The sequence below is a fragment of the Silanimonas lenta DSM 16282 genome, assembly GCF_000429065.1.
Lineage (GTDB): Bacteria > Pseudomonadota > Gammaproteobacteria > Xanthomonadales > Xanthomonadaceae > Silanimonas > Silanimonas lenta.
The window spans coordinates 124,951-142,276 of sequence record NZ_AUBD01000009.1; the positions used below are offsets into that span (position 1 = coordinate 124,951).

Annotated in this window: 20 protein-coding genes, 1 tRNA gene and 1 other RNA gene; 9 read left to right on the plus strand and 13 right to left on the minus strand. The window is 71.1% G+C overall.

The window, feature by feature from the left end; all coding sequences use genetic code 11:
* Window positions 1-9 precede the first annotated feature (9 nt).
* Window positions 10-1,338, minus strand: coding sequence for an aminopeptidase P N-terminal domain-containing protein (locus G408_RS0106000; RefSeq protein ID WP_051282669.1), 1,329 nt, complete (start codon window positions 1,336-1,338; stop codon window positions 10-12).
* Window positions 1,338-1,874 carry a UPF0149 family protein gene (locus G408_RS0106005; protein WP_245584270.1) on the minus strand — a complete coding sequence of 179 codons (537 nt, stop codon included), beginning with the start codon at window positions 1,872-1,874 and terminating at the stop codon, window positions 1,338-1,340. The genes G408_RS0106000 and G408_RS0106005 overlap by 1 nt, the downstream gene beginning before the upstream one ends.
* Window positions 1,875-1,999: 125 nt before the next feature.
* Between G408_RS0106005 and G408_RS13400 the strand changes: the two genes are divergently transcribed.
* The 7 genes from G408_RS13400 (at window position 2,000) to rpiA (ending at window position 6,900) form a co-directional block, all read left to right on the plus strand.
* Window positions 2,000-4,312, plus strand: coding sequence for a putative bifunctional diguanylate cyclase/phosphodiesterase (locus G408_RS13400; RefSeq protein ID WP_084628093.1), 2,313 nt, complete (start codon window positions 2,000-2,002; stop codon window positions 4,310-4,312).
* A gap of 32 nt (window positions 4,313-4,344) precedes the next feature.
* Window positions 4,345-4,569, plus strand: a complete 225-nt coding sequence (locus tag G408_RS0106015; protein WP_028770371.1) for a TIGR02449 family protein — start codon at window positions 4,345-4,347, stop codon at window positions 4,567-4,569.
* Complete coding sequence (locus tag G408_RS0106020) at window positions 4,566-4,865, plus strand: cell division protein ZapA (RefSeq protein ID WP_028770372.1); 300 nt, start codon at window positions 4,566-4,568, stop codon at window positions 4,863-4,865. Before G408_RS0106015 ends, G408_RS0106020 begins: the two co-directional genes overlap by 4 nt.
* Window positions 4,866-4,930: 65 nt before the next feature.
* A non-coding RNA gene (ssrS, locus tag G408_RS15065) (6S RNA) lies at window positions 4,931-5,117 on the plus strand.
* Window positions 5,104-5,766 carry a 5-formyltetrahydrofolate cyclo-ligase gene (locus tag G408_RS13405; RefSeq protein ID WP_051282670.1) on the plus strand — a complete coding sequence of 221 codons (663 nt, stop codon included), beginning with the start codon at window positions 5,104-5,106 and terminating at the stop codon, window positions 5,764-5,766. The genes ssrS and G408_RS13405 overlap by 14 nt, the downstream gene beginning before the upstream one ends.
* A gap of 1 nt (window position 5,767) precedes the next feature.
* The gene (locus G408_RS0106030; RefSeq protein WP_028770373.1) at window positions 5,768-6,250 is read left to right on the plus strand and encodes an EVE domain-containing protein; all 483 of its coding nucleotides are present in this window, start codon (window positions 5,768-5,770) and stop codon (window positions 6,248-6,250) included.
* Entirely contained in the window at window positions 6,247-6,900 is a 654-nt protein-coding gene (gene rpiA / locus G408_RS0106035) for a ribose-5-phosphate isomerase RpiA (RefSeq protein ID WP_028770374.1), read from the plus strand. Before G408_RS0106030 ends, rpiA begins: the two co-directional genes overlap by 4 nt.
* A 22-nt stretch (window positions 6,901-6,922) precedes the next feature.
* On the opposite strand, the gene G408_RS0106040 is transcribed toward rpiA, so the two are convergent.
* From G408_RS0106040 to rplM, 5 genes are all read right to left on the minus strand, one after another.
* Window positions 6,923-7,810: a hypothetical protein gene (locus G408_RS0106040; protein WP_028770375.1), complete on the minus strand. Its 888-nt coding sequence runs from the start codon at window positions 7,808-7,810 to the stop codon at window positions 6,923-6,925.
* A gap of 62 nt (window positions 7,811-7,872) precedes the next feature.
* A complete protein-coding gene (locus G408_RS0106045) occupies window positions 7,873-8,934 on the minus strand; it encodes a cyclic nucleotide-binding domain-containing protein (RefSeq protein WP_028770376.1) in 1,062 nt (353 codons plus the stop codon).
* 130 nt (window positions 8,935-9,064) lie between these two features.
* Window positions 9,065-9,139: transfer RNA gene (locus G408_RS0106050), tRNA-Gln, on the minus strand.
* Between the two features lie 29 nt (window positions 9,140-9,168).
* Window positions 9,169-9,561 carry a 30S ribosomal protein S9 gene (gene rpsI / locus G408_RS0106055; RefSeq protein ID WP_028770377.1) on the minus strand — a complete coding sequence of 131 codons (393 nt, stop codon included), beginning with the start codon at window positions 9,559-9,561 and terminating at the stop codon, window positions 9,169-9,171.
* A gap of 13 nt (window positions 9,562-9,574) precedes the next feature.
* Window positions 9,575-10,000 (minus strand): 50S ribosomal protein L13, encoded by a 426-nt coding sequence (rplM, locus tag G408_RS0106060; protein ID WP_084628096.1) that lies wholly within the window; start codon window positions 9,998-10,000, stop codon window positions 9,575-9,577.
* 195 nt (window positions 10,001-10,195) lie between these two features.
* Between rplM and coq7 the strand changes: the two genes are divergently transcribed.
* Entirely contained in the window at window positions 10,196-10,849 is a 654-nt protein-coding gene (coq7, locus tag G408_RS0106065; protein WP_028770379.1) for a 2-polyprenyl-3-methyl-6-methoxy-1,4-benzoquinone monooxygenase, read from the plus strand.
* Between the two features lie 63 nt (window positions 10,850-10,912).
* Here the strand turns inward: coq7 and speD are convergent, their stop codons facing one another.
* A complete protein-coding gene (gene speD, locus G408_RS0106070; protein ID WP_028770380.1) occupies window positions 10,913-11,737 on the minus strand; it encodes an adenosylmethionine decarboxylase in 825 nt (274 codons plus the stop codon).
* 157 nt (window positions 11,738-11,894) lie between these two features.
* On the opposite strand from speD, the gene crp reads away from it, so the two are divergent.
* Window positions 11,895-12,596, plus strand: a complete 702-nt coding sequence (gene crp, locus G408_RS0106075) for a cAMP-activated global transcriptional regulator CRP (protein ID WP_051282671.1) — start codon at window positions 11,895-11,897, stop codon at window positions 12,594-12,596.
* 346 nt (window positions 12,597-12,942) lie between these two features.
* On the opposite strand, the gene trpC is transcribed toward crp, so the two are convergent.
* The 5 genes from trpC to trpE all read right to left on the minus strand — a co-directional run bounded on the left by trpC (window position 12,943) and on the right by trpE (window position 17,296).
* Window positions 12,943-13,731, minus strand: a complete 789-nt coding sequence (gene trpC, locus G408_RS0106080) for an indole-3-glycerol phosphate synthase TrpC (RefSeq protein WP_028770382.1) — start codon at window positions 13,729-13,731, stop codon at window positions 12,943-12,945.
* The gene (gene trpD, locus G408_RS0106085) at window positions 13,728-14,777 is read right to left on the minus strand and encodes an anthranilate phosphoribosyltransferase (RefSeq protein WP_028770383.1); all 1,050 of its coding nucleotides are present in this window, start codon (window positions 14,775-14,777) and stop codon (window positions 13,728-13,730) included. Before trpD ends, trpC begins: the two co-directional genes overlap by 4 nt.
* A 4-nt stretch (window positions 14,778-14,781) precedes the next feature.
* Window positions 14,782-15,150 carry a hypothetical protein gene (locus G408_RS0106090; RefSeq protein WP_211226651.1) on the minus strand — a complete coding sequence of 123 codons (369 nt, stop codon included), beginning with the start codon at window positions 15,148-15,150 and terminating at the stop codon, window positions 14,782-14,784.
* Entirely contained in the window at window positions 15,150-15,731 is a 582-nt protein-coding gene (locus tag G408_RS0106095; protein WP_028770385.1) for an anthranilate synthase component II, read from the minus strand. Before G408_RS0106095 ends, G408_RS0106090 begins: the two co-directional genes overlap by 1 nt.
* A gap of 92 nt (window positions 15,732-15,823) precedes the next feature.
* Window positions 15,824-17,296, minus strand: a complete 1,473-nt coding sequence (gene trpE, locus G408_RS0106100; protein WP_028770386.1) for an anthranilate synthase component I — start codon at window positions 17,294-17,296, stop codon at window positions 15,824-15,826.
* Between the last annotated feature and the right edge of the window lie 30 nt (window positions 17,297-17,326).

Below are 17,326 nucleotides of genomic sequence, written 5' to 3' on the forward strand. Positions count from 1 at the left end.
CGGCGGCGCTCAGGCCGCCATCCAGTCCTCGATGGCCTCGACCTGCTTCGGCACGGCCGCGGTCAGGATCTCCGGCGCGCCTGCGGTCACCAGCACCTCGTCCTCGATGCGGATGCCGATGCCGCGCCACTTCGCCGGCACATCGGCATCCGGAGCGATGTACAGGCCGGGCTCGACGGTGAACACCATGCCCGGCTCCAGCAGCCGCGATTCGCCGGCCACCTTGTAGTCGCCCACGTCATGCACGTCGAGGCCGATCCAGTGGCCGGTCTTGTGCATGTAGAAGGCCTTGTAGGCCTCGTCCTCCAGGGCTTTTTTCAGGCTGCCCCTGAGCAGGCCCAGCGAGAGCAGGCCCTCGGTGAGCACCCGCACCGCCGCCCGGTGCCCGGCCTCGTAGGGCCGGCCGGGCCGGGCCTCGGCGATCGCCGCCGCCTGTGCCGCCAGGACCAGCTCGTAGAGCGCGCGCTGTTCCTTCGAGTAGCGCCCGCCCACCGGCCAGGTGCGGGTGATGTCGCTGGCATAGCCACGGAACTCGGCCCCGGCATCGCAGAGCAGCAGCTCGCCCTCGCGCAGCGGCGCGCTGTTCGCCACGTAGTGCAGCACGCAGGCATTGGCGCCGGCGCCGACGATGGGGTTGTAGGCCGGCACGCAGTCATGGCGGCGCCAGGTGGCCCAGAGCGCGGCCTCCACCTCGTACTCGTGGCCGCCCGGGCGGGTGGCGCGCATCGCCGCCTTCTGCGCCTCGGCCGCCACCTGGGCGGCATGGCGCATCTGCTTCAGTTCGGCCGGCGACTTGAACAGGCGCAGCTCGTGCAGCAGGTGGCCGAGCTCGAGGAACTCGTGCGGCGGCTCGGCGCCCTGCCGCACCCGGGCCCGCACCCGGTTCACCCAGCCGATCAGCTTGAGGTCGAAATCGGTGTCGCGGCCGAAGTGGTAGTAGACGCGCGAGCGCCCTTCCAGCAGGCCGGGCAGGATCTCGTCGATGTCATCGATCGGGTAGGCGTCGTCGATGCCGTACTCGGCCACCGCCCCCTCCGGCCCGGCGCGCGGGCCGTCCCAGCGCTCGCGCTCGGGATGGCGTTCGCGGCAGAACAGCAGGGCCTCGCCATGGGCGCGGCCGGGCACCAGCACCAGCACTGCCTCCGGCTCGGGAAAGCCGGTGAGGTACCAGAAGTCCGAATCCTGCCGGTAGGGGTGGTGGGTGTCGTGGCTGCGGATGCGCTCCGGCGCCGCCGGCAGGATCAGGATCGCGTCTTCCTGCGCCAGCCGCAGCAGGGCGCGGCGGCGGCGCTGGTACTCGGCGCGGGTGATCGGCGGCGGCGGCTTTGGCAGGCTCATCAGTGCAGGCGCTGGCGCTGGCGGGCGGCGAGGCAGTCGCCGTGGATGAGCAGGGCCGCCACGCGGACGAACTCCTCGATCTCGACCAGGGCTTCCTCGTCGGATTCCGGATCCTCGTAGCTCACCTGGGATTCGGCGATCTTCGCCACGTCGCCCAGGGCCTCACGGGCCTCCTCGCCGAGCAGGGGCTCGAGCCCCGCCAGGCCGACGCCGCCGAGGAAGCCCCGGCACCAGGCCACCAGGGCCTCGCCGCGCTCGCTCACCGGCCGCTCCCCGTCGGGCAGCAGGAGCTGCAGGCCGAAATCGGTGCCGGCGAGCTGGGCCACCGTGACCGCCTCCAGCCGCGCCAGGGCCGAGGCCGGCGGCGGCGGCGGCACGCCCTCGTCGCCCATGGCCTCGGCCAGCCAGTTGGCCGGCCCCGCCCCACCGCAGCGCAGGGCGCAGAGCGAGCCGTGGAGCTCGGCGGGGTCCACCGAGAGGGCGAGAGCGGCGATCTGGGCGGCGACCGCGTCGTAGTCGGGCAGGGTCTCGGGCACGGGAAACAGGGCGGTGAAGATGCCCGCCAGTCTAGCAGCGCCACCCCGTCCGGGCCCTTGGTCGCCCGGCCCGACGCTGCGTACACTGGCCCCTCACCCGGTCCAGCACGAGGCGCACCCGCGCGATGCCCGCCCCGCCGCCCGCGGCACCCCAGGCCCGGCGCCGCCGTCTCGCGGCCGCCCTGCCCTCCGCCATCGCCGCCGTGCCGGCCTGGGCCGCCGTCCCCGCCCGCAGCGCAGCCTCCGAAGCCTGGTTCCTGGTGGCCCTGCTCGCGCTCGCCCTGTTCGTCACCCTGCTCTTCTGGTCGCGGGGGCTGCGCCAGCAGCGGCGCCAGGCCGAGCAGCAGGCCATCGCCCTGCGCCGGCTGCGGCAGCAGCTCGACCTCGTACTGGCGCACTCGGGCGATGTCTACTGGGAACTCGACCTGCCGGGCGGCGTGCTGCACCGCCAGGGCATCCAGCGGCTGGTCGGGCCCGGCGCTCCGGATGACATCGCGCTGGCACGCTGGCGCGAGGAGGCGGTGCATCCCGACGACCTCGAGCCCCTGCGCCAGCAGGTGGAACGCCACGCCAGCGGCGAGACCGAGGTCTTCGAGTCCGAGCACCGCCTGCGCTGCGAGGACGGCAGCTGGCGCTGGGTGCGGGCCCGCGGCCGGATCATCGAACGCGACGCCGCCGGCCGGCCGGTGCGGATGGCTGGCATCACCCGCGACATCCAGGCCCTGCGCAGCGCCGAGCGCGAGACCCGGGTGGCCTACGAGGTGTTCCGCAGCATGTCCGAGGCGGTGTCGGTGGTCGGCCCCGACTTCACCTTCGTGGCGGTGAACCCGGCCTTCTCGCGCATCACCGGCTACGCCGAGGAGGAAGTGCTCGGCAAGCCCGCCTCCCTGCTCGATTCCAGCCAGCACAGCAGCGAGTACTACCAGCGGGTGCGCAGCATCGCCCTGCGCAGCGGCCACTGGAGCGGCGAGATGTGGCAGCGGCGCAAGGACGGCGGCGATTTCCTCAGCTGGATCGAGCTCTCCGAAGTCAGGGACCGCCTCGGCCAGCGCACCCATTTCGTCGCCGTGGTCGACGACATCACCCAGAAGAAGCGCGCCGAGCAGGAACTGCGCTACCTCGCCAACTACGACACCCTCACCGGCCTGCCGAACCGCACCCTGCTGGCCGAGCGCCTCTCCCGCGCCATCATCCGCGCCCGCCGGCAGGAGAGCCGGGTGGCGGTGCTGTTCATCGACCTCGACCACTTCAAGGACATCAACGATTCGCTCGGCCATGCCGCCGGCGACCGCCTGCTGAAGGCCGCCGCCGCCCGCCTGCAGGCCGCGGTGGGTCCCACCGATACCGTGGCCCGGCTGGGCGGCGACGAGTTCACCATCATCGTCGAGGATCTCGACAGCGTGGCGGCCGCCGAGCGCCTGGCCGGCGAGCTGATCGCCGCCTTCGCCGCCCCGCTGGAGGTGGACGAGCGCCACCGCGTCGGCATCACCCCCTCGGTCGGCATCAGCCTCTACCCCGACCATGCCATGGTGCCCACCGACCTGCTGAAGTTCGCCGACACCGCCATGTACCAGGCCAAGGCGCGCGGCCGGAACACCTTCGAGGTCTACGACGAGGCCATGGATGCCGAATCGCGGCGGCGCGCCACCCTGCTCGCCGCCCTGCGCCGGGCGCTGGCGCAGGAGGAGTTCCGGCTGGTGTTCCAGCCGCGCTTCAGCCTGCGCAGCGAGCGCGTCGTCGGCGTCGAGGCCCTGCTGCGCTGGCGCTCGGCGGAACTGGGCGAAGTGGGGCCGGCGCAGTTCATCCCGCTCGCCGAGGAAAGCGGCCTGATCCTCGGCATCGGCGAATGGGTGCTGCGCGAGGCCTGCCGCACCCTGCGCCAGTGGCAGGACGCCGGGCTCGGCGAGATCGCCTGCAGCATCAACGTCTCGGTGCTGCAGCTGCTGCGCGCGCCGCTCGCCGAGCAGCTCGCCGCCATCCTCGCCGAGACCGGCATCGCCCCGGGGCGGATCGAGCTCGAACTCACCGAGAGCGTGGTGATGCAGAACGCCGAACAGGCCCGGGCCGTGCTCGACCGCCTGCGTGGCCTCGGCGTGCGCCTCGCCATCGACGACTTCGGCACCGGCTACTCCTCGCTGGTCTACCTGAAGCGCCTGCCGATCGACACCTTGAAGATCGACAAGGAGTTCATCGGCGATCTTACTGACGACCCCGACGACAAGGCCATCACCGCCACCGTCATCACCATGGCGCATTCGCTCGGCCTGCACGTGGTGGCCGAGGGCGTGGAGACCGAGGCCCAGCTCGCCTACCTGCGCGGCCAGGGCTGCGACGAGGTGCAGGGCTACCTGCTCTCGCCGCCGCTGGAAGCCGCCCATGCCTTCGGCTTCATCCGCGAGCGCCAGGCCGGGCGCCGCCTCGACCAGCCCGCCGCTTGACCCCTTCCGGGACCGCCTCGACACTTGCCCGCATGGACCGTGCCGCCGACCCCCGCGACGACCTCGCCACCCTGGCCACCCGCATCGAGGCCCTGTCGGCCCTGGTGCAGCGCCTGGCCGAGGAGAACCGCCAGCTGCGCGCGGCGCAGGCGCAGCTCGCCGGCGAGCGCGCCCAGCTGCTCAGCAGGAACGAGCAGGCGCGCAGCCGGGTGGAAGCCATCATCCAGCGCCTGAAGTCGATGGAGGCCAGCCCGTGAGCGAGGGCGTCGCCATCCGCATCCTCGACCGCGAGTTCACCATCGGCTGCAAGCCGGAGGAACGCGAGGCCCTGGAGGCCGCCGCCCGCCTGCTGGACGCGCGCATGCGCGGCATCCGTGGCGACAACCGCATGGCCGCCTTCGACCGCGTGGCGGTGATCGCCGCCCTCAACCTCGCCGCCGAGGTGAATGCCTTCCGCCGCGAGCTCGAGGGCCGCGAAGACCAGCTCTCGCGCGGCATCGCCGACCTCAACCGCAAGGTCGAGGCCCTGCTCGCCGCCCACGCCGGGCGCTGAACGGGCGGCCCGCCAACCCTGCATGGGCGCCGCCGGCGGGCGGCAGCACGGCTATACTGCCCGGGCGTCCTCTGCTGTGTTCGACAGCGTGCGCTAACATTTGCCTTGACCCATAACAACGGCCCGGGAGTCCCGCTTCATCGCCGGTGCGCATGTCCGCCCTGTTGCGGAAAGCCTGAACGCGACGACGGCATTCCCACTTGATCCTCGGGATCAAGGTCGTTTCGCACGCATCGGCATGGCGGAGGACGTTCCCTTGCATCCCAGCGCCCCCGGGGACCCCGCGTCCGGCGACGAGCGCCAGCGCCTGCGCGCGGCCATGCGCCAGCGCCGGAGCGCCCTGCCGGTGCGCGAGCGCCTCGACGCCGCTGCCGCCCTCGCCACCCGGCTGCTGCCCGAACTCGCCGCCCATGCCGGAAGCATCGGCGGCTACTGGGCGGTGGGCGGCGAGCTGCCGCTGCACTCGGTGCAGGCCGCGCTGCCCGCCACCCTGCGCTGGTGCCTGCCGGTGCTGCATGCCGACGGCCGCCTGCGCTTCCGCGCCTGGACCACGGGCGAGCCGCTGGCCACCAACCGCTTCGGCATCCCCGAGCCGGCCGGGGGCCCTCTGCTCGACCCCGAAGCCCTCGCCGTGGTCCTCGTGCCCCTGCTCGCCTTCGACGGCCTCGGCCAGCGCCTCGGCCAGGGCGGCGGCTGGTACGACCGCAGCTTCGCCTTCCGTCGTCCCGGGGCCGCCCCCTCCGGCACGGCCGGTTCCTCCCCCGCCCCGTCCCTCATCGGCATCGCCTACGACTGGCAGCAGGTCGAGCGCCTCGCCGCCGGACCCTGGGACGTGCCCCTCGACGCCGTGGCCACCCCGTCTGCCGTCCATCGATTCGATCATCCCGCCTCCAGGCCCTGACATGCCCCGCCCTGCCCGCCAGTACTGGCTGATGAAATCCGAGCCGGAGGAGTTCTCCATCGACGACCTCGAGCGCGTCGGCACCGAGCCCTGGAGCGGCGTGCGCAATTACCAGGCGCGCAACTTCATGTGGAAGCAGATGCGCCCGGGCGATGGCGTGTTCTTCTACCACTCCAATGCCGCGGTGCCCGGCATCGTCGGCCTCGCCACCGTGGCCTCCCCCCCCTACCCCGACCCGACGCAGTTCGACCCGGCATCGGACTATTACGACGCCAGGAGCACGCGCGAAGCCCCGCGCTGGTGGCTGGTGGACGTCGGCTTCGAGCGCAGGCTGTCGCGCACGATTTCCCTCGACGAACTGCGCCGCCATGCCGCGGCCCTCGACGACTTCGCCCTGCTGCGCCGGGGCAACCGCCTGTCCGTGCTGCCGGTCAGCGCCGCACAGTGGAACTACATCCTCGATCTGGAGACGCAAGCCCCATGAGCACTGCCGACGAACAGAAACGCGCCTCGGCGCTGAAGGCCCTCGACTACGTCGAGGAGGGCATGGTGGTCGGCGTCGGCACCGGCTCCACGGTGAAACACTTCATCGAGGGCCTTGCGGCGATGAAGGATCGCATCGAAGGCGCCGTCTCCAGCTCCGAGCAGAGCACCGCCCTGCTCAAGGCGCATGGCATCCGGGTGCTGGACCTCAATGCCGCCGGCCCCTTGCCGCTCTACGTCGATGGCGCCGACGAGTGCGACCCGCACAACCGCCTGATCAAGGGCGGCGGTGCCGCGCTTACCCGCGAGAAGATCATCGCCGAGGCCAGCGAACGGTTCGTCTGCATCATCGACAAGGCCAAGGAAGTGGACGTACTCGGCCGCTTCCCGCTGCCGGTGGAGGTGATCCCGATGGCGCGCTCGCTGGTGGGCCGCAAGATCGTCGCGATGGGCGGCCAGCCGGTGTGGCGCGAGGGCGTGATCACCGACAATGGCAACTGGATCCTCGACGTGCACCACCTGCGCATCGTCGATCCGGTCGGCCTCGAGCGCGAGCTGAACCAGATCCCGGGCGTCGTCACCTGCGGCCTGTTCGCCCGCCGCCCCGCCGACGTGGTGATCAGCGCCGGCGAGGTGCGGAAGAACCGCTAGCCCGCCCGAAGAGGGCCGCCGCTCAGCAGCCGGTCACGCCCGGGCGGCGGCAGGTATAAGTGCTCATTCCCGGCTCCCAGGCGCACTGATACACGAGTGGCCCGGGCGGCCGGCAGCCCGCCGGCAGCTCCGCGAAACGCAAAGGGCTGCCGATACTGGCCAGATGTTCGTTCATGCGCGAGAGCGACAGCGGGCTGGAAAAGGTGACGATGCCGTTCTGCACGGAAGGTGAATCCGTGGGCGCCGGAATGAGGTTGCCATCCGCATCCCGGATCGGCCCCAGGCGCCCGGCAAACGTCTCGGTCCCGTAATCGACGAGATAAGTGGCGCGGCCACCATCGGCGAACACCACGGTCAGCTCGAGCTGCGTTCCTGCTGCTCCGACGATCGAACCCGGGACCTGCCACCACTGCCCCGCCTGCCCCAGCGGCCTTGCCGTCTGTGCCCATTGCACCGCCCCGTGTGCAACGTGATGCCAGTTGCCCATGCTGTTGGCGAACTGATAGGCACTCATCCCGGAGAAGTCCAGAGGCTGCGGCAGGGGGATGTCGCGGATGGGCACCACCACCTCCCACTTCATCGTTCCTCCGGTCTCGCGGTAGAGCCGCAGGGCCGCTTCGAACTGCGCCCGCTCGTCCGCCGTCAGCTCCCGCGGATGGGCGAACAGCACGGGAGTCCGGGGCAGCCGCGGATCGACCCGTTCCAGTTCCCGCTCGCGCTCCACGACGAAACCTGCGGCGAAGCCCTGGCGCAGGGAAAACACCACGTGCTGCCCGGGGCCGAGCGCGGTGGCGACGCGCTCGAAGCCGGCAGGCTCGCAATGCTCGCAGCGAACACTGGCAGCCAGGGAGGGCGTGGCCACCGCAGCCAAAGCGAGCGTGGCCAAGGGGAGAAGGACCAGATCTTTCATGGCGGGGGGCGGGGGGCGGGGGGGAATACCGTTGGCGCAGCCTACCCCCCCCACCGCAGACGTCAACCTGCCTGCTGCTGCGCCTGCAGGCGCAGCATGGCAGAAAGTCCGCCGTGGATCGCCGCCACCTCGAACTCCAGCCGCGAGAGCACGAAGGCCGCCGCCGCCGAGCGCTCGCCGGTATTGCAGTAGACGATCACCGGCCGGCCCGGCGGCAACTGCGCCGGCGCCTCCTCGCGCAGGCGGGCGAGCGGAATGTTGAGCGCCCCGGCGATCGAGCGCTGCGCCACCTCCTCCGGCAGGCGCACGTCGAGCACGATGGCGCCCTCTTGAGCCTTCCTCGCCGCCTCGGCCGGCAGCAGCCAGCGGATCACCGGCGGCTTCAGCACTGCCTCGAAATCGCTGCGCGACAGGCGCAGCAGCTGCCCGCCCTGCAGCATGCGCACGGTGGCATTGCGCGGCTGGTTCGAAAGCAGGCCGTCCTCACCGAAGGCATCGCCCTCGGCGAGGTAGGCCACCACCTTCGACGCACCGTCCAGGGTCTTGGTCACCGAGGCGGTGCCCTGGCGGATGACGTAGAAGTCCCCCGGGGGATCGCCCTCGCTCATCACCACCTCGCCCGGCGCCACCGGCTGCTCTGCCAGCAGCTGGAACAGCTTTTCCAGATTGCCGGTGGGCAGGCGGCGGAAGGCCGGGGCCTGCAGCAGGCGGTAGGCCCACTCGTTGCCGTTCGGGCGGGGGTCGAAGAAGCGGAACTGCGGCTGCCGGCTGATCTGGTCCCAGGCGATCAGCTTCTCCACCTGGCGCCGGTTCAGGCGCAGCAGGCGCGCCTCGCGGCTGTGCACGGTGGCGCGGAAGCGGCGCGGCACGGCATCGTTGAGCGGGTAGCGGCCATGCACCAGCGAATCGGCCTGGTGCAGGGTACTGCGCCCGTCGGGGTAGTCGCAGCGCACTGCCCCTCGGGTGACGTAGACCGTGCCCTCGTCGATGTCACCGGCCTCGAACACCCGCTCGCCGCGCCCGGCGGTGATTTCCAGCGCCTCGCGGGCGAGGTACTGGCGGGATTCGGGGCGCAGCGACTCCAGGGGGAAGAGGCTGGCGAGTTCCTGGCTGGACACCGGCATGGCAAGACCCGTGGCAAGGCTGGCCCGGCGAGGATGCGACAGCGGCCGGGAAAACGGAACCGCCCCCCCAAGCGCCTGCCGCCCCCTGAAACGACAAACGGCCCCGGAGGGCCGTCTGTGCTGCTCGAAGTGGCAGCCCGTGATGGATTCGAACCACCGAATGCCTGAGTCAGAGTCAGGTGCCTTACCGCTTGGCTAACGGGCTGCGGATGCTCGGGAAGGATACCCCGAAGTTTAGCGCTTCGAGAACTGGGTGGCGCGGCGGGCCTTGTGCAGGCCGACCTTCTTGCGCTCGACCTCGCGGGCGTCGCGGGTCATGAAGCCGGCGCGGCGCAGTTCGGGCTTCAGCGCCTCGTTGTATTCGACGAGGGCGCGGGCGAGACCGAGGCGGATGGCGCCGGCCTGGCCGGTGATGCCGCCGCCCTCGACCGTGACGAGGATGTCGAACTGGTCGGTGGTCTTGGTCAGCTCGAGCGGCTGGCGCACGATCATGCGCGAGGTCTCGCGGCCGAAGAACTGGTCGAGCGGCCGGCCGTTGACGGTGATGTTGCCGGTGCCCTTGCGCAGGAACACGCGGGCGGTCGAGGACTTGCGGCGGCCGGTGCCGTAATTCTGCTGGAGTGCCATGATGCCTATTCCCTTACAGGTCCAGCGGCTTCGGCTGCTGGGCGGTGTGCGGGTGCTCGGCACCCTTGTAGACCTTGAGCTTGCGGTACATCGCGCGGCCCAGCGGGGTCTTCGGGAGCATGCCCTTGACGCCGATCTCGATCACGCGCTCCGGATGACGCTCGAGGGCCTGCTCGAGCGACTCGGACTTCAGATTGCCCACGTAGCCGGTGAAGCGGTGGTACATCTTGTCCTTGAGCTTGTTGCCGGTGACCGCGATCTTGTCGGCATTGATGACCACGAAGTAGTCACCGGTGTCGACATGCGGACTCCAGGTCGGCTTGTGCTTGCCGCGCAGGCGGAATGCCAGCTCCGAGCACAGGCGGCCCAAGGTCTTGCCGGAAGCGTCGACGACGAACCAGTCGCGCTGGACGGTCTCGGCCTTGGCGCTGACGGTCATGCTCTTCATGACAGCTCCAGAAAGCGAATGAGTGAAAGGGTAGACGAAAAAGGATAGCCCGCCCGCCGTCCCTTTGCAAGGGGCCGGGGCGTGTCCGGCGTTCAGCCCGCGCCCCTGTCCGCGCGGGGGCGCTGGCGCGGGGGCGGCAGGGCGGGCGAGGATACACGCCCCGTGCCACTGCCACCCGCACCGCCGATGAACGCCCGCCCCTTCCGCCATGCCGCCGGCCCGCTCGACCACTGGCTGGGCGAGGCCCAGGGCGCGCTCAGCACCCTGTTCGCCCCCCCGGTGGCCCGTCGCCCCGATCCCGGCGCCGGGCTGCCCCCCGTCGAACTGGACGAGGCCCAGCGCCGCCACGTCGCCGGACTGATGCGGGTGAACCACACCGGCGAGGTCTGCGCCCAGGCCCTGTACTGCGGCCAGGCCGCGGTGGCCCGCGACCCCGCTGTGCGCGCCCAGCTGCTGGAAGCGGCGCAGGAGGAAACCGACCACCTGGCCTGGTGCGCCGGGCGCCTCGCCGCCCTCGACAGCCGGCCGAGCCTGCTCAACCCGCTGTGGTACGCCGGCAGCTATGCCATCGGCGTGGCCGCCGGCCTGCGCGGCGACGGCTGGAACCTCGGCTTCGTGGTCGAGACCGAGCGCCAGGTCGAGGCCCATCTCGACGAGCACCTCGCCAGCCTGCCGCCCGGCGACGCGCATTCGCGGCGCATCCTCGAGACCATGAAGGCCGACGAGGCCCGCCACGCCGACCACGCCGAGGCCGCCGGCGCCCGCCGCCTGCCCTGGCCGGTTCCGCAGGTGATGGCCGCCACCGCGAAGCTGATGAAGGCGGTGGCCTACCGGCTCTGACCCCCCCGGAAACGGCGAAGCCCGCCATGCGGCGGGCTTCGCGGGCAGGGCGCATGGCCGCGATCAGACCAGGTTGCGGCCGTGGAACAGCTCCTCGATCTCGCGCTTGAGCTGCGACTCGATGCGCAGGCGGTCCTTGAAGCTCAGGTTCTTCGCCTTCTCCTCGAACAGGTAGGTGTCGAGGTCGAACTCCTTCAGGTGCATCTTCGTGTGGAAGAGGTTCTCCTGGTAGACGTTGACGTCGATCATCTCGTAGCGCGACTTGATCGGCTTGGCGAGGAAATCCTGGATCGAGTTGATGCGGTGGTCGATGTAGTGCTTGGTGCCGCGCACGTCGCGGGTGAAGCCGCGCACGCGGTAATCCATGATCACGATGTCCGACTCGAAGCTCTCGATCAGGTAGTTCAGTGCCTTCAGGGGCGAGATCACGCCGCAGGTAGCCACGTCGATGTCGGCACGGAAGGTGGCGATGCCGTTGTGCGGGTGCGTTTCCGGGTAGGTGTGCACCGTGATGTGGCTCTTGTCGAGGTGCGCCACCACCGAAGCCTCGGCGGCCTCCTGGTGTTCCACCACGGCATCGGCGATCAGCTCCTTGCCGGCCGCCTTCTTGTCGATCACCGGCTCCTCGCTGATGAGGATGGTGACCGAGGCGCCCTGCGGGTCGTAGTCCTGGCGCGCCACGTTGAGGATGTTGGCGCCGATGATCTCGGCCACGTCGGTGAGGATCTGGGTCAGGCGCTCGGCGTTGTACGCCTCGTCGATGTACTCGATGTAGCGCTGGCGCTGCTCCTCGGTGACCGCGTAGCAGACGTCGTAGATGTTGAAGGAGAGCGCCTTGGTGAGGTTGTTGAACCCCTGGAGGCGGAGGCGCGGCAGCGGCTTGACCACGATGGTGTCCTCGGGGGAGCGCGGGAGCGGGAAGGGGCGCGATTATCGGCCATGCCGGCGGCGGGGGCCACCCCGGAGCGTGAACGGGGCCTCGCCGGGAGATTGAACCCCGTCACAGCGGGCCATAAGCTAAGGTGAGGTTTCGTAAGGACGCCCCATGATCCAGACCGCCACCGCCGCGCTGCTGACGCCGACCGTGCGCATGCAGGTGGCCAGCTCGCCGCTGGACCTCGACAAGGCCACCCTGGCCCGATTCCTCGACCAGTGCCACCGCCGGAAGTACCCGAACCGCACCGACGTGTTCCGCCCCGGCGACCCGGCCACCACCCTGTACTACGTGATTTCCGGCTCGGTGAGCGTGATCAGCGAGGAGGCGGATGACCGCGAGCTGGTGCTGAGCTACGCCAACCCGGGCGATTTCGTCGGCGAGATGGGCCTGTTCGTGAAGGCCGACAAGCGCGTGGTGACCCTGCGCACCCGCTCGCCGGTGGAACTGGCGGAGATCAGCTACGAGCGCCTGCACCAGCTGCTCACCGGCCCGCTGGCGGCCGACGCGCCGAAGCTGCTCTACGTGATCGGCGCCCAGCTCTCCAAGCGCCTGCTGGAAACCAGCCGCAAGGCCAGCCGCCTTGCCTTCCTCGACGTGGGCAGCCGCATCGTCAAGGCCCTGCAGGACCTTTGCCAGGAACCGGACGCGATGAGCCACCCGCAGGGCACGCAGATCCGGGTCTCGCGCCAGGAGCTGGCGCGCATCGTCGGCTGCTCGCGCGAGATGGCCGGCCGGGTGCTCAAGCAGCTGCAGGAGCAGGGCATGCTGCATGCCCGCGGCAAGACCGTGGTGGTGTACGGCACGCGCTGAGGCGTCCTGCCCCGGGGTCTTCGCCCGGGCGCCTGCCTTCGCGTGGCGTGCGCCCCCGTGCCGCTCAGACTCTGCGTCCAGCGCCGTATTCGCGGACGCTCGGCATCCCTGCCTCGCTCACGGGGACGCACTCCCCGCGGGCGCGGCGCTCCGGGTGGTCCGCCGCGAGCCGCGACGCCGCGGGTGGCGTTTCGCGGCAAGCGAGCCCAAGGATGGCGAGCGCCCGAGTCGGGGCAGGACTGCCCCGACCGAGGGAAGAGCGAAATGCCGCACGCGGCAGGCAGGCTCGCCAGCCGAGACGCCCGTCCGCACGAGGCAGGCGCCGCCGAGGCCCCCGCGTCCGCGCTCAGTCGAACAGCGCCCGCAGCGCCGCGCCCGGCGACGACGCGCGCATGAAGGCCTCACCCACCAGGAAGGCATGCACCCCCGCCGCGCGCATCCGCGCCACGTCCTCGCGGGTGAGGATGCCGCTCTCGGTGACCAGGCGGCGGTCGTTCGGCACCGCCTCTTTCAGGCTCAGCGTGGTCTCGAGCGAGACCTCGAAGCTGCGCAGGTTGCGGTTGTTGATGCCGATCAGCGGCGAGGCCGTCTGCAGGGCGCGCTCGAGCTCGTCGGCATCGTGCACCTCCACCAGCACGTCGAGGCCGAGGCCCATGGCGAGCTCGCACAGGCCACCGAGGCGGGCATCGTCGAGCGCGGCCACGATCAGCAGCACGGCATCGGCGCCCAGCGCCCGGGCCTCGTACACCTGGTACTCGTCGATGGTGAAGTCCTTGCGCAGCACCGGCAGGGCGCAGGCCGCGCGGGCCTGGACGAGGTAGTCGTCGTGGCCCTGGAAGAAATCGACGTCGGTGAGCACCGAGAGGCAGGCCGCGCCGCCGCGCGCGTAGTCGGCGGCGATGGCGGCGGGATCGAAGTCGGCGCGCAGCACGCCCTTGGAGGGGCTGGCCTTCTTCACCTCGGCGATCACCGCCGCATGCCCGGCGGCGATCTTCACCTCGAGAGCGGCGGCGAAGCCGCGGGCCGGGGCCGTATCGCGGGCCCGTGCCGCCACTTCGGCGAGCGGCCGGCGGGCCCGGCGCCCGGCCACTTCCTCGGCCTTGCGGGCGAGGATCTTCTGCAGCACGTCGCTCATGCGCCGGCCTCCGTGCGGGCGGCCTTGGCCCGGGTGAGAGCCACGAAGGCCTCGAGCTTGGCCCGCGGCGTGCCGCGCGCCATCTCGGCGCGGGCGCGCTCGAGGCCGTCGCGGATGCTCACCGCCACGCCGGCGGCGTAGAGCGCGGCGCCGGCATTCAGGGCCACCACGTCGGCGGCCGGGCCGCCGCGGCCCTCGATGGCCTCGAGCAGCATGGCCCGCGAGGCCTGCGGGTCGTCCACCCGCAGGGCCGAGAGCGGGGCACGGGCAAGGCCGAAGTCCTCGGGGGCGATCTCGTACTCGTGGACCTCGCCGTTGCGCAGCTCGCCCACCAGAGTGCGCTCGCCGAGCGAGATCTCGTCCACGCCGTCGCGGCCCCACACCACCAGGGCGCGGCGGCTGCCGAGCTTGCGCAGCACCCGCGACTGGATGCCGACGAGGTCCGGGTGGAACACGCCCATCAGGATGTTCGGCGCTCCGGCCGGGTTGGTGAGCGGACCGAGGATGTTGAACAGGGTGCGCACGCCCATCTCGCGGCGCACCGGCGCCACGTTCTTCATGGCCGGGTGGTGGATGGGCGCGAACATGAAGCCCATGCCGCACTCGGCGAGGCACTCGGCCACCTGCGCCGGCGCAAGCTCGATGGCCGCGCCCAGCGCCTCCAGCACGTCGGCGCTGCCCGACTTCGAACTGACGCTGCGGTTGCCGTGCTTGGCCACCTTGGCCCCGGCGGCCGCGGCCACGAACATGCTGGCGGTGGAGATGTTGAAGGTGTGGGCGCCATCGCCGCCGGTGCCGACGATGTCGACGAAGTTCGCCGCATCCGCCACCTCCACCTTCGCCGCGAACTCGCGCATCACCTCGGCGGCACCGGCGATCTCGCCCACCGTTTCCTTGCGCACGCGCAGGGCGATGAAGATGGCCGCGGTCATCACCGGCGAGACCTCGCCGCGCATGACCTGGCGCATCAGGTCGATCATCTCGTCATGGAAGATCTCGCGGTGCTCGATGACGCGTTGCAGCGCCTGCTGGGGGGAAAGCGGCATGGCTTCAGGTGTCGTTCCGGGTTTCGATTTCGATGGTGATGGCGGCCGGCGCCGCCTCGGCCAGGGCCTCGAGCTCGTCCAGCGTCCTGCCGTCGAGGGCGGCGGCGAACTCGGCATCGGTGAGCGGGCGGCCGCGCTGCTCGGCGAGCTTGGCCCGCACCTGCACGAGACGCATGTGGAAGGCGAGCCGGGCAGCATCGCCCATGCCCTCCTCGAAGCGGGCGCGGCTCTCGGCGAAGGCCGCGGCGCTGCGGCCATCGAAGCGTAGCGGCGCCCCGGCCTGCGGCGTGGCGGGGGCGGTGGATACGGCCAGAACGCAGCCGGAAGCGGCGGCGAGGCCAATCACGAGCGGCAGGATGGCCGGGACGCGCATCATCGGCGCTCGATGAAGTTCCGCAGCAGGGCGTGGCCGTGCTGGGTGAGGATGGATTCCGGGTGGAACTGCACGCCCTCGACCGGATGCTCGCGGTGGCGCAGACCCATGATCTCGTCGAATCCGCCGCCCTCGTCCTCGGTCCAGGCGGTGATCTCGAGGCAGTCGGGCAGGGTTTCGCGCCGCACCACGAGGGAGTGGTAGCGGGTAGCCTCGAAGGGATCGGGCAGGCCGGCGAAGACGCCGGCGCCGGCATGGCGGATCGGCGAGGTCTTGCCGTGCATGATGGCCCTGGCCCGCACCACCTCGCCGCCATAGGCCTGGCCCAGCGACTGGTGGCCGAGGCAGACGCCGAACACCGGGATGCGCGGGCCGAGCGTCCTCATCACCTCGACGGACACCCCGGCCTCGTTCGGCGTGCAGGGGCCGGGCGAGATCACGATGCGATCGGGCCTGAGGGCCTCGATCTGGGCCACCGTCAGCTCGTCGTTGCGGATGACGCGGACGTCCTCCCCCAGCTCCTGCAGGTACTGCACGAGATTGAAGGTGAAGCTGTCGTAGTTGTCGATCATCAGCAGCACGCAAGGACTCCAGCGTGGCGCAAGGGCGGGGAAAGGGCCGAAGTATGCCGGAAGGGCGGGCCCGGATCCGTGTACCGGCTCCGGTGGCCTGCCTACAGCCCTCGCGCCGCCTGCGCCACGGCGCGGAACAGGGCGCGGCTCTTGTTCATGGTCTCCTCCCATTCCTTCTCGGGGTCGGAGTCGAAGACGATGCCGGCGCCGGCCTGCACGTGCAGCTGGCCTTCGGTGATGACGGCGGTGCGGATGGCAATCGCGGTATCGGCATCGCCCCACCAGTTCACATAGCCCACCGCGCCGGCATAGAGGTTGCGCCGGTGCGGCTCGAGCTCGCGGATGATCTCCAGCGCGCGGATCTTCGGCGCCCCGCTCACCGTGCCGGCCGGGAAGGTGGCCTTGAGCACGTCGGCATAGGAAAGGCCGTCCTTCAGCCGGCCCTGCACTTCGGAGACGATGTGCATGACGTGGCTGTAGCGCTCGATCACGAACTGCTCGGGCACGCGCACGCTGCCCGCCTCGCTCACACGCCCCACGTCGTTGCGGCCGAGGTCGATCAGCATCAGGTGCTCGGCGCGCTCCTTCGGATCGGCGAGCAGCTCGGCCTCCAGGGCCCTGTCCGCTTCCGGCGTGGCGCCGCGCGGCCGGGTGCCGGCGATGGGACGCACGGTGACCGTGCCCTGCTGCTGGCGCACCAGGATCTCCGGCGAGGAGCCCACCACCTGCAATGCCCCGGTGTCGAGGAAGTACATGTAGGGCGAGGGATTGAGCGCCCGCAGCGCGCGGTAGACATCGACCGGGCGGGCCTTGAAGGGGATCGAGAGGCGCTGGCTCAGCACCACCTGGAAGGCATCGCCGGCAGCGATGTAGTCCTTGGCCCTGAGCACCGCGGCCTTGAAGCCTTCCTTGCTGAAGCCGGAGACGAAATGCGCCTCGTCGACGGCGCCGGGATCGAGCACGTCCGGGTAGCTGGCGCCGGCGTGGCGCAGGCGATGGGTGAGCGAGTCCAGCCGCGCCTGCGCACGGGCGAGCGCCTGCGGCTCGGCCGGATCGGCGTGCACGATGAGGTAGAGCTTGCCCTTGAGGTTGTCGAACACCGCCAGTTCTTCGCTCAGCATCAGGAAGATCTCGGGGGTGCCGAGATGGTCCGGGGCCACGGGCTTGGCGAGCCTGGGCTCGATGTAGCCGATGCATTCGAAGCCGAACCAGCCGACGAGTCCGCCGGTGAAGCCCGGCAACCCGGGCAGGCGCGGCACCGAATGGGCGGCGCGCAGGCGCTCCACTTCGCCGAGCGGGTCGGACAGTTCGCGCGTCTCGACCACCTCGCCGTACTCGCGCACCGTGAGCGTGTGGCCATGCACCGCCCAGGTACGGCGCGCCGGCAGGCCGATGATGCTGTAGCGCCCCCAGTTCTCGCCGCCCTCCACCGATTCGAACAGGTAGGCGTTCGGGCCATCCACCAGCTTCAGGTAGACCGAGAGCGGGGTGTCGAGGTCGGAGAGCACCTCGCGCACCACCGGGATGCGGGTGTGGCCGGCGGCGGCGAGGCGGGCGAAGTCGGCGGCGTCCATCGGGGTCGCAGGAAAGCAGCAGGAGGCGGC